Origin of the sequence: Isoptericola sp. b515, assembly GCF_030588125.1 — a bacterium.
Lineage (GTDB): Bacteria > Actinomycetota > Actinomycetes > Actinomycetales > Cellulomonadaceae > Isoptericola > Isoptericola sediminis.
This window is the reverse complement of the sequence record NZ_JAUQYR010000002.1, coordinates 468,213-489,490: the sequence shown is the minus strand read 5'-3', so window position 1 is coordinate 489,490 and position 21,278 is coordinate 468,213. Positions and strand designations below refer to the sequence as shown.

The 21,278-nt window shown below is 72.8% G+C and carries 20 protein-coding genes; 8 read left to right on the top strand and 12 right to left on the bottom strand.

All coding sequences use genetic code 11. The features are described 5' to 3' along the window. Window positions 1-287: 287 nt before the first annotated feature. Both Q6350_RS07990 and Q6350_RS07985 read right to left on the bottom strand, forming a co-directional pair. Window positions 288-1,001, bottom strand: coding sequence for a hypothetical protein (locus Q6350_RS07990; protein WP_305065908.1), 714 nt, complete (start codon window positions 999-1,001; stop codon window positions 288-290). 135 nt (window positions 1,002-1,136) lie between these two features. Then, window positions 1,137-2,384 (bottom strand): ATP-binding protein, encoded by a 1,248-nt coding sequence (locus tag Q6350_RS07985; RefSeq protein ID WP_305065907.1) that lies wholly within the window; start codon window positions 2,382-2,384, stop codon window positions 1,137-1,139. A gap of 161 nt (window positions 2,385-2,545) precedes the next feature. Between Q6350_RS07985 and ddaH the strand changes: the two genes are divergently transcribed. Then, entirely contained in the window at window positions 2,546-3,307 is a 762-nt protein-coding gene (ddaH, locus tag Q6350_RS07980; protein ID WP_305065906.1) for a dimethylargininase, read from the top strand. Between the two features lie 50 nt (window positions 3,308-3,357). On the opposite strand, the gene Q6350_RS07975 is transcribed toward ddaH, so the two are convergent. Together Q6350_RS07975 and Q6350_RS07970 are read right to left on the bottom strand one after the other, a co-directional pair. Further along, window positions 3,358-3,792 carry a hypothetical protein gene (locus Q6350_RS07975; RefSeq protein WP_305065905.1) on the bottom strand — a complete coding sequence of 145 codons (435 nt, stop codon included), beginning with the start codon at window positions 3,790-3,792 and terminating at the stop codon, window positions 3,358-3,360. A 93-nt stretch (window positions 3,793-3,885) separates the two neighbouring features. Next, window positions 3,886-4,527: a TetR/AcrR family transcriptional regulator gene (locus Q6350_RS07970; protein ID WP_304607315.1), complete on the bottom strand. Its 642-nt coding sequence runs from the start codon at window positions 4,525-4,527 to the stop codon at window positions 3,886-3,888. A gap of 81 nt (window positions 4,528-4,608) precedes the next feature. Here Q6350_RS07970 and Q6350_RS07965 point away from each other — a divergent pair, with 81 nt between their 5' ends. From Q6350_RS07965 to corA, 5 genes are all read left to right on the top strand, one after another. Next, window positions 4,609-5,556, top strand: coding sequence for an NAD(P)-dependent alcohol dehydrogenase (locus Q6350_RS07965; RefSeq protein ID WP_305065904.1), 948 nt, complete (start codon window positions 4,609-4,611; stop codon window positions 5,554-5,556). Window positions 5,557-5,678: 122 nt separating this feature from the next. Further along, window positions 5,679-6,365: a histidine phosphatase family protein gene (locus Q6350_RS07960; RefSeq protein WP_304607313.1), complete on the top strand. Its 687-nt coding sequence runs from the start codon at window positions 5,679-5,681 to the stop codon at window positions 6,363-6,365. A 49-nt stretch (window positions 6,366-6,414) separates the two neighbouring features. After that, complete coding sequence (locus Q6350_RS07955) at window positions 6,415-7,056, top strand: maleylpyruvate isomerase family mycothiol-dependent enzyme (protein WP_304603602.1); 642 nt, start codon at window positions 6,415-6,417, stop codon at window positions 7,054-7,056. 105 nt (window positions 7,057-7,161) lie between these two features. After that, a complete protein-coding gene (locus tag Q6350_RS07950) occupies window positions 7,162-8,205 on the top strand; it encodes an alcohol dehydrogenase catalytic domain-containing protein (RefSeq protein ID WP_305065903.1) in 1,044 nt (347 codons plus the stop codon). A gap of 292 nt (window positions 8,206-8,497) precedes the next feature. Beyond that, on the top strand, window positions 8,498-9,655 hold the full coding sequence (gene corA / locus Q6350_RS07945; protein ID WP_304603600.1) for a magnesium/cobalt transporter CorA: 1,158 nt from the start codon (window positions 8,498-8,500) through the stop codon (window positions 9,653-9,655). Window positions 9,656-9,664: 9 nt separating this feature from the next. On the opposite strand, the gene Q6350_RS07940 is transcribed toward corA, so the two are convergent. Then, window positions 9,665-10,102: a cold-shock protein gene (locus Q6350_RS07940; protein ID WP_305065902.1), complete on the bottom strand. Its 438-nt coding sequence runs from the start codon at window positions 10,100-10,102 to the stop codon at window positions 9,665-9,667. Window positions 10,103-10,216: 114 nt separating this feature from the next. Between Q6350_RS07940 and Q6350_RS07935 the strand changes: the two genes are divergently transcribed. Further along, the gene (locus Q6350_RS07935) at window positions 10,217-11,437 is read left to right on the top strand and encodes an AI-2E family transporter (protein ID WP_305065901.1); all 1,221 of its coding nucleotides are present in this window, start codon (window positions 10,217-10,219) and stop codon (window positions 11,435-11,437) included. Between the two features lie 36 nt (window positions 11,438-11,473). Here Q6350_RS07935 and Q6350_RS07930 read toward each other — a convergent pair whose 3' ends face one another. From Q6350_RS07930 to Q6350_RS07915, 4 genes are all read right to left on the bottom strand, one after another. Continuing rightward, complete coding sequence (locus Q6350_RS07930; protein ID WP_304603597.1) at window positions 11,474-12,262, bottom strand: alpha/beta fold hydrolase; 789 nt, start codon at window positions 12,260-12,262, stop codon at window positions 11,474-11,476. Between the two features lie 99 nt (window positions 12,263-12,361). Next, window positions 12,362-13,144, bottom strand: a complete 783-nt coding sequence (gene cofE / locus Q6350_RS07925; protein WP_305065977.1) for a coenzyme F420-0:L-glutamate ligase — start codon at window positions 13,142-13,144, stop codon at window positions 12,362-12,364. Between the two features lie 53 nt (window positions 13,145-13,197). Then, complete coding sequence (locus Q6350_RS07920) at window positions 13,198-14,208, bottom strand: TIGR03557 family F420-dependent LLM class oxidoreductase (RefSeq protein ID WP_171246802.1); 1,011 nt, start codon at window positions 14,206-14,208, stop codon at window positions 13,198-13,200. A 27-nt stretch (window positions 14,209-14,235) separates the two neighbouring features. Beyond that, window positions 14,236-15,132, bottom strand: coding sequence for a GNAT family N-acetyltransferase (locus Q6350_RS07915; RefSeq protein ID WP_305065900.1), 897 nt, complete (start codon window positions 15,130-15,132; stop codon window positions 14,236-14,238). Between the two features lie 109 nt (window positions 15,133-15,241). Here Q6350_RS07915 and valS point away from each other — a divergent pair, with 109 nt between their 5' ends. Next, window positions 15,242-18,028, top strand: coding sequence for a valine--tRNA ligase (gene valS, locus Q6350_RS07910; RefSeq protein WP_305065899.1), 2,787 nt, complete (start codon window positions 15,242-15,244; stop codon window positions 18,026-18,028). A gap of 87 nt (window positions 18,029-18,115) precedes the next feature. On the opposite strand, the gene Q6350_RS07905 is transcribed toward valS, so the two are convergent. The 3 genes from Q6350_RS07905 to clpX form a co-directional block, all read right to left on the bottom strand. Further along, window positions 18,116-19,357, bottom strand: a complete 1,242-nt coding sequence (locus Q6350_RS07905) for a hypothetical protein (RefSeq protein ID WP_304603594.1) — start codon at window positions 19,355-19,357, stop codon at window positions 18,116-18,118. Between the two features lie 180 nt (window positions 19,358-19,537). Then, window positions 19,538-19,915 (bottom strand): chorismate mutase, encoded by a 378-nt coding sequence (locus Q6350_RS07900; RefSeq protein WP_171246798.1) that lies wholly within the window; start codon window positions 19,913-19,915, stop codon window positions 19,538-19,540. 77 nt (window positions 19,916-19,992) lie between these two features. Beyond that, window positions 19,993-21,258 carry an ATP-dependent Clp protease ATP-binding subunit ClpX gene (gene clpX, locus Q6350_RS07895; RefSeq protein WP_171246797.1) on the bottom strand — a complete coding sequence of 422 codons (1,266 nt, stop codon included), beginning with the start codon at window positions 21,256-21,258 and terminating at the stop codon, window positions 19,993-19,995. Window positions 21,259-21,278 lie beyond the last annotated feature (20 nt).

Genomic DNA, 21,278 nt, shown 5'->3' with positions numbered 1-21,278 from the left:
CCCAGCTCGGAGCGCCGCTCCGACTCGTCAACGACGCGCGATGGGCACAGTCCTTGGTCGTGTTGGTGACATGCCGCAGGGTGCGCCGGCGGCGTTCGCGGCCACGCTCGACGAAATCGACGACGTCGAGGGCCACGTTGGACAGCCGAAGGCCCGCCTGCTGCCCGCGCTCACGGCACGGACCCACTGACGCTGGGCTCCTTCGGCGAGGGCGTCGAGCTCGACATGCCGACAACGACGGCGGGGTGACCAGAGCATGCGTCCGGTTTCACCCGGTTGGCGTCTGACTACCCCAGCGACTTGCCGTGCGCTGCGTACGCGAACTCCATCTCGTCGCCCCGCACGGTGCGGCCGAGCTCGATCGCTGCCAGCCACGCCTGTTCCGTGGCGACGTCGAGCCACCGGGCGTACAGGTCGGCGGACCACGGACCGTCCTCGGGCACCGACCAGCCGTGGTGGTCGTTGAGCGCCCGGACGACGAAACGGTCCAGAACCAGCGCGTCACCGCCCCGGACCCCACCCCGGTTGCCGAAGTCCGCGGCGTAGAGGTACGTGCTGATCAGCGTGGGGCCGAGGTGCTTCACGTGCGCGGACCCGCCACGCAGCATCGAGCGGTAGGCATCGACGGCGCCCCGCCCGGTGCCGAGGTGCTTGGCGGCCAGGCGCAGCCGTGACAGCAGCTCGGACGGCTCCGTCCCGCCGAGGGCTCGCGCGCCGCGGCTCGCTACGAGGGCCCTGTCCCCCGCGCTCCACACGCCGGCTGCGAGCAGCGTCCGCGCCTCCCAGTCGTCGGAACCGTCGGCGGCGTCGAGCACCCGGCCGCGCGAGATCCGGCGGTAATCCCCTCCGGGCGGGTCCTCGGGCAGGTCGTCGAGCCACCCCGACGCCGGCACGCGCGTCGTCCACCACCGCGGACGGAACCGGACGTCCTGCTCGAGCAGCGCCTCCCGCCCGGGGAGTCGGTCGAGCAGGGACTGGCCACTGGCCAGGCGTGTCGCCATGGTCGTTGATGCTCCTTCGGATGGGGTCGGACGGAGAGGTCTCGCTCCGTCACCAGGACGTGCGGGTCACGACCAGAATCCTGGCGGACGGGACGCTGGGTGGCCAGCACCGGTCGTCGATCGACCCGCCGCGGCCTACGGCCCGAGCAACGCTGCCGGCACGACGGCGATCCCGTCCTGCCGCCTGTAGGCGCGCGGCCCGGTCGTCACCACCACCGCGTCGGCAAGGTCGTCGCCCAGCTTGCCCCGCAGCCAACGCAGATGCTTGAGGTCCCCGTCGGTCGGCGTCGGGGTGACCATGACCTCGATCGCCACCACGCCTCCGTCCGGTCCTTCCACGACGAGGTCGACCTCGTGGTCACCGTTCCGGGTGCGTAGGTGCGACACGGTCGCCCCGCTCGGCTGGGCGTACACCTGCACACACAGGGCGACGAGGTGTTCGAACAGCGGCCCGAGGAGATGATCGTGACGACCTCGCACGAGGGATGGACCTGTGGCACGCAGCAGACGGGCCGCGAGTCCGGGGTCGGCCAACTGATGCTTCGGCGTGCTGGCGAGGCGGTCGAACTCGTTGCGGGTCGGGAGCCACGCCGGAAGTGGGTCCAGCACCCACAGGCCGCTCAAGGCGTCGCGGTAGGTCATGGTGGTGGTCCGCGCCGGCTTGTCCCCCTGACCGGGCGTGGCCGCGTCGAGGATCCGGCCGTACCCGGTCGTTGTCGACGTCGCCGCAGCGTAGGCCGCCATCCAGGCACCGAGCACCTCGGGCTTGCGCACGGGGTAACCCTGCTCGGGGAACTCGCGCTGAACGAGGTTCTCCAGATAGGCGTCGACGAGTGCCGGCCGGGTACGTGCCGGTTCGGCGTAGATGCCGGGGAAGCCGGTGGCCACGATCTGTTCCGCGTAGTCGGAGAGCGAGAGCGAGGTTGCACCGCGCACGGTCGCCTCGCCGGCGAGGAGGTCCGCGAGGCTGACGGTCGGATCATCGACACCGCGCTCGGACAGGCTCATGGGCCGCAACCGGAAGGGGACGATGCGGCCGGCCCCGGAGTGGACCGTGGCGCCCCGAGGGGCGGAGCTGCCGGCGAGGATCAGGTGACCGCGGGCGACGCCGTCGTCCACTGCACGCCGTGCGACGTCCCAGGACTCGGGCCAACGCTGCCACTCGTCCAGGAGAACCGGTCCCGGCATCTCCCTGATCACCTCGGGTTCGGCGGCGAACGCGATCCGTTCCACCTCGCGGTCGAGACGGATGACGCTCCGAGCACGGCGCGCCGCGGTCGCCGTCTTGCCGACGCCCTTGGCGCCCTGGATGACGACGGCGCGCAGGTTCGGCTGGAGGTCGTCGAGAACAGCATCGAGAACTCTGCGCCGGTAGGCTTCCACCAGGCTACTGTACATATAGCAGGCTTTCTACGCTACAGATAGCAGCCCCTCTACGCTGCAGATGGCAGAACGTCAGCACGCAAGCTCGACGACGTGCACCCGTGCGGCGCCACGCCGCCCGTGGCGTCTGCGGCCAGGCGGCGGCACGCTACGGTCGCCTCATGCCCGGCACCCTGCTCGTCCGCTCGCCGTCACCCCGCCTCGCCGAGGGCGAGCTGACCCACCTCGACCGCGTCCCGGTCGACGCCGAGCTCTCCCAGCGGCAGTGGCAGGAGTACGTCGAGGGGTTCCGGACCCGCGGCTGGCAGGTCCACGAGCTCCCGGCGGCCGACGAGCACCCGGACGGGGTCTTCGTCGAGGACGCCGTCGTGGTGTTCGACGACCTCGCCGTCCTGACCCGCCCCGGGGCCGCGTCGCGCCGGGGTGAAGTCGCGAGCATGCGTCCTGTCGTCGAGTCGCTCGGCCTAGACGTCGCCGCGATCGAGGCACCCGCCACCCTCGAGGGCGGCGACGTCCTCAAGGTCGGGCGCACGGTCTACGTCGGACGCAGCAGCCGCACCGACGACGACGGCGTGGAGCAGCTCCGCACGCTCCTCGAGCCTCGCGGCTGGCGGGTCGTGACCGTCCCGGTGACCCGCGTGCTGCACCTCAAGAGCGCAGTGACCGCGCTGCCGGACGGCACCGTCATCGGCCACGAGCCGCTGGTCGAGGCTCCCGACCTGTTCGATCGCTTCGTGCCGGTCCCCGAGCCCGAGGGGAACGCCGTCGTCGTCCTCGACGACCGCACGGTGCTGCTGTCCGCGAGCGCGCCGCGCACCGCGAACCTGCTCCGGGACCGTGGCCTGGACGTCGTCACCACACCGGTGACGGAGTTCGAGAAGCTCGAGGGGTGCGTGACCTGCCTGTCGGTGCGGGTGCGCTGACTCGCCGCCGATCGTCCTGACTCGCGGCCGGACGTCCTGACTCGCGGGGATCAGGCCGCCAGGGGCGGCTCGGCGATCAGGTCGCGCAACGGGACGCACCCGCTGGTCCCGAACGACGCCGCGGCGAGGCCACGCCGGACGGAGTCGACGAGCAGGTCGTGGCCGACGATCGCCGTCGCCCGGTCGGGGTAGGACTCCTCGTGCGTCGTCTCGTCGGTGAGCAGCAGCGAGACCGGGCTGTCGTCGTCGGCGCCCGCGGGCAGCACGTACCCCAGCGGGTGCACGGTCACCCGGTAGATCAGCGGGCGCTCGTGCCGGACCTCCTCCCGATCGACACCGACCCAGCGGACCTCGACGACGTAGTCGGCGCCCACCAGCGTCTGCGCCACGAGCCGCTCGGCCGTGTGCCACATGACGGCCCAGCGCGCCTGGGAGATGGGCATGCCGTCCAGGTCGTAGTAGCGCGGTCCGATCAGATCGTCCATGCCCCTGGCCCCTCGTCGACGTGCCCGACCCGGGAACCGTAACCTCGCGAACCGCCGTGCGGAACCCCCGGCGGCGGACGGCTTCGTTCAGGGTCAGGCGCCGGCCAGCCGCCGCTCGAGGCCGTCCAGGACGAGTGCGAGCCCGTCGTCGAACTGGTCGGCGAAGCGGTAGTCGCCGCCGACCACGAGCTCGCCGACCATCTCGGCCAGGTGCGGGTACTCCGCCAGCGGCAGGTCGACGGCCGCCACGAACTCCCCGGCGTCCTCACCGGCCTCGAACGGGAGGCTCTGCTCGGTGAGGACGAACCCGTAGACGTAGGCGTCGATGGCCGCGAAGGCCTGGCTCGCGAGCACGACGGAGAAGCCGCCGGCACGCAGGCACCCGAGCACGGTGTCGTGATGGTGCAGCAGAGCGGGGCCGGGAGTGCGCCGCGACTCGACGAGGCCGAGGGCCCAGGGGTGCGCCGCCAGGACCGTCCGCGCCGACTCGGCCCGGGCCGCCATCGCCGGTCGCCACGGGTCGCCCACGGTGGGCAGGGCGATGCGGGTGAACACCCAGTCGGCGAGCTGGTCGAGCAACGCCTCCTTGTTCGCGACGTGGTGGTAGAGCGACATCGCCTCGACGCCGAGACGTCGTCCGACGTTGCGCATGCTGACGGCCGTCAGCCCGCCCTCGTCGGCGACCTGGACCGCCGCCTCGACGATCTTCGCGCTGCTCAGCGTCGTGCGTGCCACGAATCCTCCTCGAACCCTTGCCGTTCTTACACCCGTAAGCCTACAGTGGAGCCACCAGCCTTACACCTGTCAGGAGGAATCATGCGTGCAGCAGTCGCCCGGCGGTACGGCCCGCCCGAGGTCGTCCACGTCGACGACGTCCCCGATCCGGTTCCAGGACCGGGCGAGGTGCTCGTCGGCGTGCGGGCCGCCGCGGTCACCGTCGCCGACGCCCGCATCCGTGGGTCGCGGTTCCCCGCCGGCTTCCGCCTCCTCGCCCGGCTCGGCCTCGGCCTCCGCCGTCCGCGCCGCCCGATCCTCGGCGGCGTCTACTCCGGCGTCGTGGAGGCGGTCGGTCCGGACGTGACCGGCCTCTCCGCCGGCGATGAGGTCGCCGGGATGACCGGGGGCCGGATGGGGACCCACGCCGAGCTCGTCGTCGTCCCCGCCGAGCGGGCCGTCCCGAAGCCCGGGGGCGTCAGCCACGAGGACGCCGCGGCCGTGCTGTTCGGCGGCACGACGGCCCTGCACTACCTGACGCGCCGGGCGACGGTCACCGACGGCACGACGGTTCTCGTGGTCGGTGCCTCCGGCGCGGTGGGCACGAGCGTCGTCCAGCTCGCCCGCCACCTCGGCGCGACGGTCACCGGCGTCACGAGCACGCCGAACCTCGACCTGGTCCGCCGGCTCGGCGCCCAGCACGTCGTCGACTACACGACCACACCCGTGACCGAGCTCACCGGCCGCTACGACGTCGTGGTCGACGTCGTCGGGGCGCTGAGCACCCGGGCCGGACGACGCCTGCTCACCGAGGACGGCATCCTGCTGCTCGTCACCGGCACGTTCGGCCAGACGATCACCTCGTTCGGCCGGGTCCGTTCCGGCCCGGCACCCGAGAAGCCCAAGGACGTCGCGGAGCTGCTCCGCCTCCTCGCCGACGGGGAGCTCGCCCCGGTCGTCGAGTCCGTCGGCGGGCTCGACGACGTCGCCGCCGCGCACGCACGTATCGACACCGGCCGCAAGGTCGGCAACATCGTCGTCACGCCCTGAGGGACAGGCGCCACGCATCCGCCGTCGGACCGCCGGCGCGCGTACACCGGCCGGCCACCGGCGGTCCACCCCGCGGCCCTACCGTCGAGGAGGAAGACACCCGACGAAAGGTCACACCGACGATGACCCTCACGCTCACGCTCGTCCGCCACGGGCAGACGACGCTCAACGCCCGACGTCACCTGCAGGGCGCCTGCGACTCCCCGCTGACACGGACGGGCCGCGCCGGCGTCCGCGTCACGGCGCAACACCTGGCCGACCGGTCCTTCGACGCGGTCTACTCCTCCCCGCAGGGCCGCGCCGTCCAGACCGCCGCGGAGATCCTCCAGCACCACCCCGGCCACCGGCTCCGCATCGAGGAGGGGTTGCGCGAGCTGTCGTTCGGCAGCTTCGAGCGGCGCCCGGAGCGCACCCTCGACGCCGAGGTCCCGTGGTCGGAGCTCGTCCCGGCCATGCTCGCGGGCACCCACCCGGGTGTCGGCGGGGGCGAGTCCGGCGGTGACTTCATGGACCGGGTGCGCTCGGTGTTCGCGCGCATCGTCGCGGCCCACGCGGCGCCGGACGGCGGCGCGACCGGCGCCGGTCGCGCCGACGGGAAGCACGTCCTCGTCGTCGGCCACGGCCTGACGCTGGCCGCCTACCTGTGGACGGTGGAGCCGTCCCGGCTGGCAGCCCTGCCGAACGCGTCGGTCTCGACGGTCGAGGTCTCCGACGGCGTCACCCGCGTCGTGCAGGCGGGCGTCGACGTCGCCGGCCACGGCGCGGTCGCGGCCCGTCCGGCCCCGGTCCCGGCGGCGGCCGCGCGCTGACGGCCGCCCCGGAGTGGCCCGCTCGCCGCCGATGCGCTGGGATAGGCGGGTGACGACGCACCACGAGCGCCTCTGGGCGCTGGTCCACACCGAACGGTCGGCGCTGGCCGACGACCTCGCCGAGGTCGACGACGCGCAGTGGCGAGCGCGCTCCTTGTGCAGCGACTGGACCGTCGAGGACGTCGTCGCCCACCTGGTTGCCGGGGCGAGTCTCGGGCGGTGGGCCTGGCTGCGCAGCATGGTCGGCGCCGGCCTCGACCCGGACCGCCACAACGCCCGCCGCCTGGCCGAGCACCGCGGGAGCACACCCGCGGAGACCCTGGCCCGGTTCCGGGCCGTCACCGCGAGCACGGTGGCGCCGTCCCGCGACGTCGGCGCCTGGCTGGGGGAGGTCGTCGTGCACGGCGAGGACGTGCGCCGACCGTTGGGCCTGGTCGGGGGGCCGTCCGTCGAGTCCGCCGTCGAGGTGGCGCAGTTCTTCGTGACCAAGGACGCCGCCGTGGACAGCCGCAGTGTCGCACGCGGCCTGGAGCTGGTCGCCACCGACTCTCCCTTCCGGCACGGGGACGGTCCGGTCGTCCGCGGTACGACGCTCGCCCTGGTGATGGCGATGGCCGGCCGGGCCGCGTTCCTCGACGAGCTCGATGGAGCGGGCGTCGAGCTGATGGGCGACCGCACGCGCGCTGCATGAGAACTGCCCCACCGGACCGTCCGCCCACGTGCGATCATCGCGACATGCCAACCGCAGCCCGGCCCCGCGCCGCGTCGCCCCGGCCGATGGCCGAGGAGGCCTGAGGTGCGCGCCGTCGTCTACGACGCCTTCGGCGGCCCCGTGACCGTGCGCGAGCTGCCCGACCCCGTCGCGCCCGACGGCGGCGTCGTCGTGCGGGTGCACGCCACCGGGCTGTGCCTGAGCGACTGGCACGGGTGGGCCGGCCACGACGGCGACATCACCACGTTCCCGCACGTCCCCGGGCACGAGCTCGCGGGCACGGTCGCCGCCGTCGGCGCGGGGGTGCAGCGGTGGCGCGTCGGGGACCGGGTCACCACGCCGTTCGTGTGCGGCTGCGGGCGCTGCGCCTGGTGCCGCGCCGGCGACGCCCAGGTGTGCCCGGACCAGACCCAGCCCGGGTTCACCCACCACGGTTCCTGGGCCGAGCTGGTGGCGCTGCACGCCGCGGACACCAACCTCGTCGCCGTGCCCGACGACGTCACCGACACCACCGCGGCCGGACTGGGCTGCCGGTTCGCCACCGCGTTCCGCGCGGTCACGCACCGGGCCCGGGTGCGTGCCGGCGAGCAGGTCACCGTCGTCGGGGCCGGCGGCGTGGGGCTGAGCGCCGTCATGGTCGCCGCCGCCCGCGGGGCCCGCGTCATCGCCGTGGACCGCGACCCGGCCGCGCTGGAGGCCGCGCGCCGGGCCGGCGCCGACCACACGCTCCTCGCCGACGGCGGCGACACGGTGGCGGCGATCCACGAGCTGTCCGACGGCGGGACGCACGTCGCGCTCGACGCCGTCGGCTCCCCGGAGACCTGCGCGACGGGGATCGGCGCGCTGCGCCGGCGCGGCCGGCACGTGCAGGTCGGGCTGCTGCCCGCCGTCGAGGGTCATCCCCCGGTGCCGATGGACCGCGTCATCGCGCTCGAGCTCGACCTGCTGGGCTCGCACGGCATGCCCGCCGCCGACTACCCCGCGATGATGGCCCTGGTCGCCGACGGCACCCTGCGCCCCCAGGACCTGCTCGACGACGTGGTCGACCTGGACACCGCCGCCCGCCTGCTGCCGAACCTGCGGACCACGAGCCGGGCGGGCATGACGGTTTGCGACCCGCGGCGCTGACGCGTGACCGATGCCACGGCGCCCGGCTCGGGCACCGTGAACAGGCCCGGAGTAGACTGACCTCGGCCAGGAGTCGGCGGCGCGAGCGCCGCCCGAACGTGAAGGAGGTACGCGCATGACCCGCAGCGAGCCTCCCAGTAGTCCGAGCCGCGACTGACCCGGCTCGACACGACCCGTCCGTCATCGGGCGGGTGATGCCACCGCTCCCCCACGCCGTCGGCACGGCGCACTCGTCGTCAGTCGCGGGATCCAGCACGCAGACCACCGTTCCTGCACGCCTGGGAGTCCCCTCATGGCCTTCAGCTCCAACCGTTCCGTCCGTACCCGCCAGATGCTGGGTGCCCTGCGCCCGCGTCGTCCCGGCGCGCCGGGCACGCCGCCGTACGCCGCGGAGACCCCGACTCCGCCGACGCCGATCCGCCCGCGCTCCGCGATGGTGGCCGCCGCCGTCTACGACGAGGAGGGGCACCGCAGCGCGAGCGTGACCCGGCTCGCCGACGCGTTCCGCGCGCTGCGCTCCACGCCGGGCGGCATGGCCTGGATCGGGCTCGAGCGCCCCGACGAGCACGAGCTCGCCGCCCTGGCGCGGGAGTTCGACCTGCACCCGCTGGCGATCGAGGACGCGATCCAGGCCCACCAGCGCCCGAAGATCGAGCGGTACGGCGACACGCTCTTCGTCGTCCTGCACGCCGCGCGCTACCTGGACTCGATCGAGGAGGTCGAGTTCTCCGAGCTGCACCTGTTCGTGGGACCGGACTTCGTGGTCTCGGTGCGGCACGGGGACTCCCCCGACCTGACCGCCGTGCGCGCCCGGCTCGAGTCGACGCCGCAGATGCTCGCCCGCGGCCCCGAGGCCGTGCTGTACGCGATCATGGACCGCGTCGTGGACGACTACGCGCCGGTCGTCTCGGGGCTCGACTACGACATCGACCAGATCGAGGGCGAGGTCTTCTCCGGCGACGCCCACGTGTCGCGGCGCATCTACGAGCTGTCCCGCGAGCTCGTCGACTTCCAGCGCGCGGTGCGCCCGCTGCAGAGCGTCTGCCTGTCCCTGGCCAAGGGGGCCGAGAAGTACCAGGTCGACGAGGAGCTCCAGGCCTACCTGCGCGACGTCGCCGACCACCTCACGGAGGTCGCCGAGTCGGTGGAGACCTACCGCGTCGCGCTGCGCGACATCCTCACGGTGAACGCCACCCTCGTCGCCCAGCGGCAGAACGAGGAGATGACGCACCTGACCGAGGTGTCGATCCAGCAGGGTGAGGAGGTCAAGAAGATCTCCGGCTGGGCCGCGATCCTGTTCGCCCCGACCCTGGTGGGCACCGTGTACGGCATGAACTTCGACATCATGCCCGAGCTGCACTGGGCCTGGGGCTACCCGGTCGCGCTGGTGCTCATGCTCGGCGTCAGCGTGAGCCTGTTCGCCGTGTTCCGCTGGAAGAAGTGGATCTGACGACGTCCGTCAGGCGTCCAGCCAGCCGTGGCGTCGCGCCATCTTCTCGACCGCGCTGCGCACCGCCAGCACCTGCCGGCCGGTGAGGTCGCCGACCGTCGACAGCAACGTCTCGGTGACCTCGGACCGCAGCTCGGCGGTCGAGAGCACGTCGGCGTACCCGTCGTGCTGGTCGCCCGAGGCGGCGGGACTCGCCGGCGCGGCACCGTCGCGCGACGACGGTCCGCCCATCGCGGCATGCACCGCGTCCGCCACCGGGGAGGAGATCAGCGAGGCGCTCACCGCCCGCGGGCCGCGCTCGCCCATCTCGTGGGTGAAGTCGACGACGGTGCCGACCGCCATCAGCGCCTTGTCGAAGTCGAGGTCGTTGACGTGCAGGAACACGTCCTCGTCCAGCTCGTCGGACGCGACGAACGCGTAGCCCTTGATCGCGTCGTACCGCACCACGTCACCGCGCACCGTCCACCGCCCCCTGTCGCCGTCGCCCCGTCTCACTGCAGCATAACCGCGGGACGGCGCGGCGGCGGGCTGGAACGTACACCCCGCGGCTAGGGTCGCCGTGTGACGTCCACGCCCGGCTCCCCGGCCAGCAGCACGCCTCCCCCGCACGGCGACCGCCGGTCGGCCGGGCCCGGGCCCGCGTCGTCCCCGGCGTCACGCACGCTGCTGGCCCTGGCCTGCGGCGTCGTGGTGCTCGCCGGCCTGCACGCGGCCGCCGAGGTGATCGCCCCCCTGTTCCTCGCCGCGGTGATCATCATCATCTGTCACCCGGTCCGGTTCCCGCTGCTGGCGCGGGGCTGGCCGCGCTGGCTGGCCACCACCGCCGTCATCGTCGTCGCGTACCTGATCCTCGCCGCGCTCCTGGCGATGCTGGTGTGGTCCGGCTTCCGGTTCGCCGCGCTGGTGCGCGACTTCGTGCCGCAGCTCCGCGACGCGGTCTCCGAGGTCGAGACCTGGCTCGCCACCGCCGGGCTGGACACCCAGATCGCCGACGCGGTCACCTCCTGGGTGCAGCCGACGAACATCCTGTCGCTGGCGGGCGGCGTGAGCGGGACGGCGCTGAGCATCGGGACCGCGTTCTTCTTCGTGCTCGCCTACGCGGTGTTCATGGCGGCCGACGCCGGCCGGTACGCCACCGCCCCCCGGTACTTCGGCGTCTCGCGTGCGGGCGCGATCGAGCGCGCCACCCGCTTCAGCAGCGGGGTGCGCCGCTACTACGTCGTCAACGCCACCTTCGGCGCGGTCGTCGCGGTCGTGGACGGGATCGCGCTGTCGCTGCTCGGGGTCCCGGGTGCCGCGATCTGGGCGATCCTGGCGTTCGTCACCAACTTCGTGCCGAACATCGGTTTCATCCTGGGCCTCGTGCCACCCATGGTCATGGCCTTCGTCGTGGGCGGGTGGCAGCTCGCCCTGGCCGTGGTGGCGATCTACTGCGTGGTCAACGTCGTCCTGCAGGTGTTCGTCCAGCCGAAGTTCGTCTCGGACGCCGTCTCGCTCTCGCTCACCCTGAGCTTCGTGTCCGTCGTGTTCTGGACGTTCGTCATCGGCCCGCTCGGCGCGATCCTGTCGATCCCGCTGACGCTGCTGGTCCGGGCCCTGCTGCTCGAGGGCGATCCCCGTCAGGACTGGCTGCGCTGGCTCTCCGGTGACGACGTCGAACCCGCGGCGGAGGACCGGGCCGCCCCGGACCCCGTGGTGGCGGCACCGGACCGGCCCGCCACCGCCCCGCAGGATCCGGAGGGCCCCGCCAGGGGCGACGCCGACGACGACGCGCCGCGCTGACCCCGGTCGGCGCACGCGCTGCCGCGTGGGCAGGACTCAGGTCTCGTCGCGGACGAACTGCACGATCTGGTCGGCCATCGCCCCGACGTCCCAGGTGTGGTCGGCGCCGGCGACCTCCCGTGCCTGGCCGCGGGTGACGGCGTCCGCGACGCGCTGGGCGGCGACCGGCATCTCGTCGAAGGTCCGCGTGCCGTAGGTCGCCAGGACCGGGACGGCGAGCTCGCGCAGCAGGTCCGCCTCGATGAGGTCGGTGGCCCGCACCAGCGCCTGGCCGTCGGCGCGCTGGCTGATCGAGGCCCGTGCGATCTGCTCGAAGTCCGGCGAGGCGCGCAGCCCCTCGAGCCACTCGCGCGGCAGGTCCTTCATGTACTGCTCGAGGGCGCCCACGTAGTCCTCGGCGTCCAGCCGCTTCTCGAACTCGGTGATCCACTCGTAGGTGTCGTCGGCAGACCGCGCCAACGGCGCCTCCCACAGCACGAGCCCGCAGACCGGCATCTCCGCGTCCGCGGCGCACAGCGCGAGCGCGGCGCCCGAGGAGTGACCGACCAGCACCACCGGCGCACCGGCGGCGTCGATGACGGCGTGGAGGGCGGACAGCTCACGCTCCAGGTCGAGCACCCCGTCCGCCGGGCTGTCGCCCCGACCCAACCGGTCGTACACCACCGCGGTCAGCCCCTGCCGCGCGCACCGCTGAGCGGTCTCGGTGGTCACGGGGTCGATCGCCCGGTACGGCCCCGCCCCGGCGACGAAGACCACCGCGGGCCCCTCGCCGTCGCGGTCGAACCCGACCCTGTCTCCGGCCACGCTCGTCACGTGGTGGGTCATCTCCGTCTCCTTCCCGCCGGGTGGTCGACCCGGTCGCCAGGGCCATAGTGCAGCACCCGGCGCCGCTCGGCGACGGGACGCCCCACCTCGTGAGGCCCGTCACCCCCGGCCGTCGGCCAGTCCCCGGGCGTACGCCTCGGCGCTCCCCTCGCGGAACAGGTCGTCGGGACCGGTCCGCGCGAGGCGGCGCGCGCCCGGTCCCGCACCGTCGTCACCGCCGAGCACGAACCGCCCGACGCCGCGCACCACGGCGACCGCCCGGCCCGTCGCCTTGCCGCGGACCAGCTCCGAGGCGGCGGCGATCTCGTCGGCCACCGCGGTGACCGTCACCGAGATCGGCCGCCCGTGGGAGTCCGTGCCGCCGCGCAGGTCGTCCAGCACCGTCAGACCGGCCGCGCCGATCGCGATGTCGGTGACACCCTCCCGCCACGGGCGCCCCGCGGTGTCGGTGACGACGACGCCGAGCCGGTCCAGCCCGTACCGTGCCCGCAGTGCCGCCCGCACCGAGCGCGCGGTGGCGTCCGGGTCCTCGGGCAGCAGCAGCACGGTGCCGTCGGGCGTGTTCGAGGCGTCGACCCCGGCGGCGGCCATCACCAGCCCGAGCCGGTTCTCGACGATCCGCAGCGGTGGCAGGCCGTCCGGCCGCTCGCGCGTGGCGACGACCCGCACGGTCTCGTCGGTGATCGCCTGCTCGCGGTCCGCGGCGCGCACGACACGCCCCTCGGCCTTGGAGACGATCTTCGACGTGACGACGACGACGTCACCCTCGGCGAGGGCGTCACCGGTCCGGTCGGCGTCGGCCGCCAGCAGGTCGCCGACCAGCAGGGCGAGATCGTCGCCCGGGCGGACCTCGCCCAGGCCCGGCGGCGCCCAGAGCATCATCCGGGCGCCGTCGAGCAGGGCCGTGGCGCCGTGCGCCGCGTCGTCGGGACCGGTCACCGGACCAGCTTCGGCAGCACCTCGCGCCCGAAGACCTCGATCCACTGCTTCTGGTTCCGGCCCACGTTGTGCAGGTAGATGCGGTCGAACCCGAGGTCGACGTACTGCTGGATGGCCTGGCGGTGCTCGTCCGGGTCGGCGGAGACCACCATGCGCCCGGAGAAGTCCTCGGGGCGGACCAGCTTGGCCATCTGGGCGAAGTCGTGCGGCGACCGGATGTCGGCCTTGGGGAACTTCATGCCGCCGTTCGGCCACTCGGTCATGGCGTTGGCCATGGCCTCCTCGTCGGTCTCCGCCCAGGACATGTGCACCTGGAGGACCTTCGGCATCGTCGAGGCGTCCCGACCGGACTCCTTGACGCCCGCGTCGAACCGGCCGAACAGCATCTCGATCTTCTCCAGCGGCGCCCCCACCGTGATGAGGCCGTCCGCGTGCTTGCCGGCCCGCTTGGCCGTGATCGGCCCGGCGGTGGCGACGAGGATCTCCGGCGGGACCTCGGGCATGGTCCACAACCGCGTGGACTCCATCTTGTAGAACTGCCCGGAGTGCTTGACGTCCTTGCCCTCGACGCCGGAGGCGAAGAGCTTCTTGATGATGTCGATGGCCTCGAACATCCGGTTGATGCGCTCCGGCGCCTCCGGCCAGTAGCCGCCGGTGACGTGCTCGTTGAGCGCCTCGCCGGAGCCCAGCCCGAGCCAGTGCCGACCGGGGTACATCGCGGCGAGGGTCGCCGAGGCCTGCGCCACCATCGCCGGGTGGAACCGGAACGACGGGCAGGTCACCCCCGGACCGATGTCACCGCGTGTGCGCTCGCCGAGGGCGGTCAGCACGTTCCACACGAACGCGGCCTCCCCCTGCTGCGGCACCCAGGGCTGGAAGTGGTCGGCGGCCATCACGCCGTCGAATCCGTGCTCCTCGGCGTAGGCCGAGTAGTCGACCACGTCGGTGGGGTGGAACTGCTCGAGCATCGCGGCGTAGCCGACGGTCAAGTCCTTCGAAGCTGCCATGGGGACGACCCTACGCCGCCGCGGACATCACGTGGTCAGGTCCTTGGCGAAGACGTGCGTCGCGGACGGGTCGTCGTCGTAGCGCTCGACCTGCCGGTAGCCGGCCTCCTCGGACATCACGACCGCCTCGCCGAGGACCCCGTTCGTGTCGAGCACGACCTCCCTGTGCCCGAGCTCGACCGCGAGGTCCTCCAGGCGGCGCAGCAGTCGCGAGCCGAGCCCCGCACCGCGCCACGCGGGGTCGACCCACATCCGCTTGATCTCGGCGACACCGTCCCCCAGGTCCTGGACACCCCCGCAGGCGACCGGGTCCCCGCCGGAGGCGGCGACGACGAACCCGCCGAGCGGCGGGACGAGCCGTTCGGCGTCCGCGGCGAGCGCGGCGTCGACGTCGAACACCGCGGTGCCGCCGATACGGTCGCCGACCTCCGCGAAGAACGCGAGCACGGCCCGCCGCGCGACGGGATCGTCCGGCGCGACCGTCACCAGCTCGACGGTGGCGGCGCGGACGAGGAGGTCCGCCTCGCCGAGCGCCGCCGAGAGCCGGGCACGCTGCCGCGCGGTGAGCGGGTCTACGAGCCGACGGGCCCGCTCGTCGGAGCGTCGGTCGAGCTCCTCCCAGGCGGTACGGCCCGCCGGCGTCAGGGTGACCCGCCGACGGCGCGGGTCCTCCGGGTCGGGCGCGACGCTCACCAGCCCCTCCTCCTGCAGCCGACGCAGCAACCGACGCAGGTACTCGCGGTCCAGGCCGAGCCGCGCGCGCAGGGCGCGGGTCGTGTCCGGGGCGGCGCCGATCTCGTACAGCAGCCTCGCGGTGCCGAGCGCCATGCCCAGGCCCAGGAAGGACTCCTCCAGCACGCCCACCCGCTGGGTGTAGCTCCGGTTGAACCGCCGCAGGACGTCGACGTGACCCCTCACGCTCATGGGCCCGACCCTAGCCAGTCGTGCCGCTCGAGCACCACGCCCCACCCCGCGTTCCCCCGTGTCGGGCGGGCGTCCGCCCGCCCCGGGGGATCTGGGACAATGAGGCACCATGAGCGACTTCCCGAACCCCGGGGCGCCCGCCGCGCCCGCACAGACCCCCGCAGCGAACGCGACCTCCGGCAGCCAGGCCGAGCAGGTAGCCGACGTCGTGCGCGCGGTGGTCAGGGAGGTACCGGACAAGGTCAGCACGGACGGTCTGGAGCAGAAGTTCGACGAGCGGTGGGCCGCCGAGGGCACGTTCGCCTTCGACCGGTCGGCCACCCGCGACCAGATCTTCTCGATCGACACCCCGCCCCCGACCGTCTCCGGCTCGCTGCACGTGGGCCACGTCTTCAGCTACACCCACACCGACGTCGTCGCCCGGTTCCAGCGCATGCGCGGCAAGGAGGTCTTCTACCCGATGGGGTGGGACGACAACGGCCTGCCCACCGAGCGCCGCGTGCAGAACTACTACGGCGTGCGCTGCGACCCGTCGCTGCCCTACGACCCCGACTTCACCCCGCCCCACCAGGGCACCGAGGGCAAGAAGGTGAAGCCGGCGGACCAGGTGCCGATCAGCCGCCGCAACTTCATCGAGCTCTGCGAGGAGCTCACCGCCGACGACGAGCGCCAGTTCGAGGAGCTGTGGCGCCTGCTCGGCCTGTCCGTGGACTGGTCGCAGACGTACCAGACCATCGACTCGACCTCGCGCGCGGCCTCCCAGCGGGCGTTCCTGCGCAACCTGGACCGGGGCGAGGCCTACCAGGCCGAGGCGCCCGGGCTGTGGGACGTCACGTTCCAGACGGCCGTGGCCCAGGCCGAGCTCGAGGCCCGGGAGTACCCCGGCCACTACCACCGCGTCGCGTTCCACCGCGACGGCGGCGAGCCGGTCCACATCGAGACGACCCGCCCCGAGCTGGTGCCGTCCGTCGTGGCCCTCATCGCCCACCCGGACGACGAGCGCTACCAGCACCTGTTCGGCACCACGGTCACCTCGCCGCTGTTCGGCGTCGAGGTGCCCGTGCTGGCCCACCACGCCGCCGCGATGGACAAGGGTGCCGGCATCGCCATGTGCTGCACCTTCGGCGACCTGACCGACGTGCAGTGGTGGCGCGAGCTGCAGCTGCCGACCCGCTCGGTGATCGGCCGGGACGGCCGGCTCGCCCGCGAGACGCCCGAGTGGATCGCCGGCGGCCCCGGCGCCGACCTCTACGCCGAGGGACTGGCCGGCAAGACGTCGTTCAGCGCCCGCACCGCCGTCGTGGACGCGCTGCGCGAGTCCGGCGACCTGGACGGCGAGCCGACCCCGACCCAGCGCATGACGAACTTCTACGAGAAGGGCGACAAGCCGCTCGAGATCGTCACCTCGCGCCAGTGGTACATCCGCAACGGCGGTCGCGAGTGGAACGCCGACGGGACCCGGCGCGACCTGAAGGCCGAGCTGCTCGGACGGGGCAAGGAGCTGGACTTCCACCCCGACTTCATGCGGGTCCGCTACGAGAACTGGGTCAACGGCCTCAACGGTGACTGGCTCATCTCCCGGCAGCGGTTCTTCGGCGTGGCGGTGCCGGTCTGGTACGGCGTCGACGAGCACGGCGACGTCGACTACGACCGCCTCATCACGCCGTCCGAGGCCGAGCTCCCGGTGGACCCGACGTCGCAGGCCCCGGCCGGCTACGACGAGTCCCAGCGCGGGGTACCGGGCGGGTTCGTCGGCGACAACGACGTGATGGACACCTGGGCGACGTCCTCGCTGACGCCGCTCATCGTCTCCGGCTGGGAGCGCGACGCCGACCTGTTCGACCGCGTCTTCCCCATGGACCTGCGCCCGCAGGGCCAGGACATCATCCGCACCTGGCTGTTCTCCTCGGTCGTGCGCTCGCACCTCGAGTGCGGCGTGCTGCCCTGGAAGCACGCGGCCATCAGCGGCTGGATCCTCGACCCGGACCGCAAGAAGATGTCCAAGTCCAAGGGCAACGTCGTCACCCCGATGGACCTGCTGGAGCAGCACGGGTCCGACGCCGTGCGGTACTGGGCGGCCGCGGCACGCCTCGGGACGGACGCGGCGTTCGAGATCGGTCAGATGAAGATCGGCCGGCGCCTGGCGATCAAGGTGCTCAACGCCTCGAAGTTCGCGCTGACCTTCGGCGTCGACCCGGAGACCGGTGCGGGCGAGATCGCTCTGGACCCCGGGGCCGTGACCGTCGACCTGGACCGCGCCATGCTGGCCGGGCTGGCCGACGTCGTCGACCAGGCGACCACGGCGCTCGAGTCCTACGACCACACCCGGGCCCTGGAGCTGACCGAGTCGTACTTCTGGGCGTTCTGCGACGACTACCTCGAGCTCGTCAAGGACCGCGCCTACGGCGCCGACGGCACGGTGACCGCCGACACGCTCTCGGCCCGCACGGCGCTGGCGATCGCGCTGGACGTCATGCTCCGCCTGCTGGCGCCGTTCATCCCGTTCGCCACCGAGGAGGTCTGGTCCTGGTGGCGCAGCGGGTCCGTGCACCGCGCGGAGTGGCCGACGGCCCGGCCGCTGCGCGACGCCGCGGCCGGCGTCGACCCGACCGCCCTGACCGCCGCGGGCCACGCGCTGGCGGCGCTGCGCAAGCTGAAGTCGGCTGCCAAGGTCTCCATGAAGACCCCGATCCTGTCCGGGACGGTGGCCGTGCCCGCGCACCTGCTCCCGGGCGTCGAGTCCGCCGTGGTGGACCTGCGCGGCGCCGGCCGGGTCACCGGGCCCCTCGAGCTCGTCGAGGCCACCGACGGCCAGGGCGACCCGGACGTCCAGGGCGGCATCGTCGTGGTCGACCACGAGCTCGGCGAGCCGCCGGTCAAGAAGCCGCGCGGCTGAGCCCCCGGGCGCTCCTCCGCGGACACCCGCGACAGCACGAGGCCCCGGCACCCTTCCCAGGGTGCCGGGGCCTTGTCGTGCGACCTCTCAGTGGGCCATGGAGACCCGTCCGTCGTCGCCGCTCATCGTGGCCGCCGACTCGTGCGGCGTGCCGCCGTCGTCCCAGCGCAGCGTCGCCGCGACGCCGTCGCGCAGCTCGACCGACCCGGTCGGCGCGAAGACCAGCCCGGCGTCCTGGCCGATGGCGGCACGCAGCAGGGCCGTCGCGGCCGGGAGCTCCTCGAGGTCCCCGACCCCGTCGAGCTCGGTCCGCGAGGCCGCGATGTGCATCGGGTCCGGTCCGATCCAGAGCTGGAAACCGTTGAGCAGCCCACCGAGCCCGGGCTCGTCGACCGAACCGTCGACCCACGCGTGCAGCGCCCGGGCCGCGTCGTCCGCGAGCTCCTCGGAGAGCACGAGCTGCTTCACCTGGCCACGGGCCAGCACCTGGGCGACGTCACCGATGCTCGTGACGGCACCGGACTCACGGCCCAGGCCCTCACGCAGCGCGGCCAGCACCGCCTCGCGGCGGCGCTCCCGGAACGAGTCCAGCGCCTCGGCGACGGTCTCGGCGAAGTGCCCTGCGTGCACACCGTCGTCCCGGCCGCCGCCGGACACCTCGACGGTCAGCTGAGCCGCCTGCTGGCCGAGCGCGTCCCGGACCATGCTCACGGCCCTCACGTCGCCGGTGAGCAGCAGGATCTCCGGTCGGGAGGCGGCCACGCGGCGGTCGATCTCGCCGGCCATCGCCTCGGCGTTGCGGTGCCAGGAGTCCTCGGCACGCGACTCGATCACCGACCGCTTCGTCGAGGTGCTCGAGGTCTTCGACACCTCGTCGTCGGGGCCCTCGAACGTCTCCTTGTCCCCGGACGGGAACCCGTCGGACCCCACCGGGAAGAAGTCGGCCCCCAGCCGGTCGACGGCGACGACCAGCGCGTCCACCTCCTCGTCGGCCGAGCGTGCCGCCTGCAGCAGGCTCGGCACGCGGTGCCAGACACCCGCCATCACCGGCGGCGGCTCCTTCAGCACCCGGTCGACGAGAACACCCTCGTCGTCGGCGATGAGCACTCGACCGTGCGGCCCGTGCACCCACGTCGGGCGGTCCACGGCGTCGTCCAGGTCGTTGAGGACCTGGTCCGTGGCACCCTGCTTGGCGAGCGAACGGCGCACGGAGCGCCAGCGGTTCGCCACATCCTTGTCACCGGCTTCGACCGAACGCGTGGCGTCGAGATAGACGGTCGCGAACGGGCCGGGGCGGCCGACCAAGGGCTTGAGCCAATCGATCTTCATGCAGTTCCCCCTCGGGTCCGTCGACTGTGAACCTCCAGCCTGCTCCGGATCGGCGCAGTGCGCATCCGCGATGGCGAAAAGGCCTTCTCACCAGGGGCGATGCACGGAGGGGCGCAGGTCCGCCGTGAACCGGGGCCGGGCGCGGCGAGGTGCTCGGGCGGCTCAGAAGCCGCCACCTCTTCAACTGTAGGTGTCCAGGGGTGGTACCTCGTCGGCACGCCCGGCGGCGGCGTGCTCGGCCGCGATGCGCTCGTGGCGGCGGATCACCTCGGAGACGATGAAGTGGCGGAACTGCTCGGCGAACTCGGGGTCGAGCCCGGCGCCCGAGGCGATGGCCTTCAGACGGTCGATCTGCTGACGGTCACGCTGCGGGTCCGCCGGCGGCAGCCCCTCGGTGGCCTTGAGCTCCCCGACGCGCTGCGTCGCCCGGAACCGCTCGGCGAGCAGGTGCACCAGGGCCGCGTCGATGTTGTCGATCGTGCTGCGCAGGCCGAGGATCTCGGTCGGCAGCGCACGACCGGTCTCGGGCACGGGCGCTTCGTCGAAGGGCTCAGCCATGGCTCGATCCTACGGGCGTCGACGTCAGCGCGACGGCCCGGCCACGATGTGGCCGCCGGCCGTCCGAGGCGGTGCGATCAGGCGGACTTGCGGTTGCGCACGGGACCGGAGGACCGCGGCACGATCGTCGGGTTGACGTTCTCCTCGACGACCTCGCGGGTGATGACCACCCCTTCGACGTCGTCGCGGCTCGGCACGTCGAACATCACCTGCTGGAGGACCTCCTCCATGATCGCGCGCAGCCCGCGTGCACCCGTCCCGCGCAGGAGCGCCTGCTCGGCGATCGCGTCGATCGCGTCGTCGGCGAACTCCAGGCGCACGCCGTCGATCTCGAACATGCGCTGGTACTGCTTGACCAGGGCGTTGCGCGGTTCGCTGAGGATGCGCACCAGGGCGTCTCGGTCGAGCGGCGAGACGGAGGAGATCACGGGCAGTCGACCGATGAACTCGGGGATCAGTCCGTACTTGTGCAGGTCCTCGGGCCGGACCTCCGAGAAGAGGTCGACGTCGGTGGTCGACTCCATCGGGGCGGAGAAGCCGATCCCGCGCTGCCGCGCCCGCGAGGCGATGATGTCGTCCAGACCCGCGAACGCTCCGGCGACGACGAACAGCACGTTCGAGGTGTCGATCTGGATGAACTCCTGGTGCGGGTGCTTGCGCCCGCCCTGCGGGGGCACCGACGCGCTGGTGCCCTCGATGATCTTCAGGAGCGCCTGCTGCACGCCTTCGCCCGAGACGTCCCGCGTGATCGACGGGTTCTCGGCCTTGCGGGCCACCTTGTCGATCTCGTCGATGTAGATGATGCCGGTCTCGGCCTTCTTGACGTCGTAGTCGGCGGCCTGGATGAGCTTGAGGAGGATGTTCTCGACGTCCTCGCCCACGTACCCGGCCTCGGTGAGCGCCGTGGCGTCGGCGATGGCGAACGGGACGTTGAGCATCTTCGCGAGCGTCTGCGCCAGGTACGTCTTGCCCGTCCCCGTGGGGCCGATGAGCAGGATGTTGGACTTGGCGATCTCCACCGCGTCCTGGTCGTCCTTCGCCGCCGGCGCCGCCTGCACGCGCTTGTAGTGGTTGTAGACCGCGACGGCCAGGGCCCGCTTGGCCGGCTCCTGGCCGATGACGTACTGCTCGAGGAAGTCGAAGATCTCCCGCGGCTTCGGCAGCTCGGTCAGCCCCAGCTCCGTGGTCTCACCGAGCTCTTCCTCGATGATCTCGTTGCACAGGTCGATGCACTCGTCGCAGATGTACACACCCGGCCCAGCGATGAGCTTCTTGACCTGCTTCTGCGACTTCCCGCAGAAGGAGCACTTGAGCAGGTCTGCACCGTCACCGATTCTCGCCACCGCGGGCCTCCTTGTTCTCG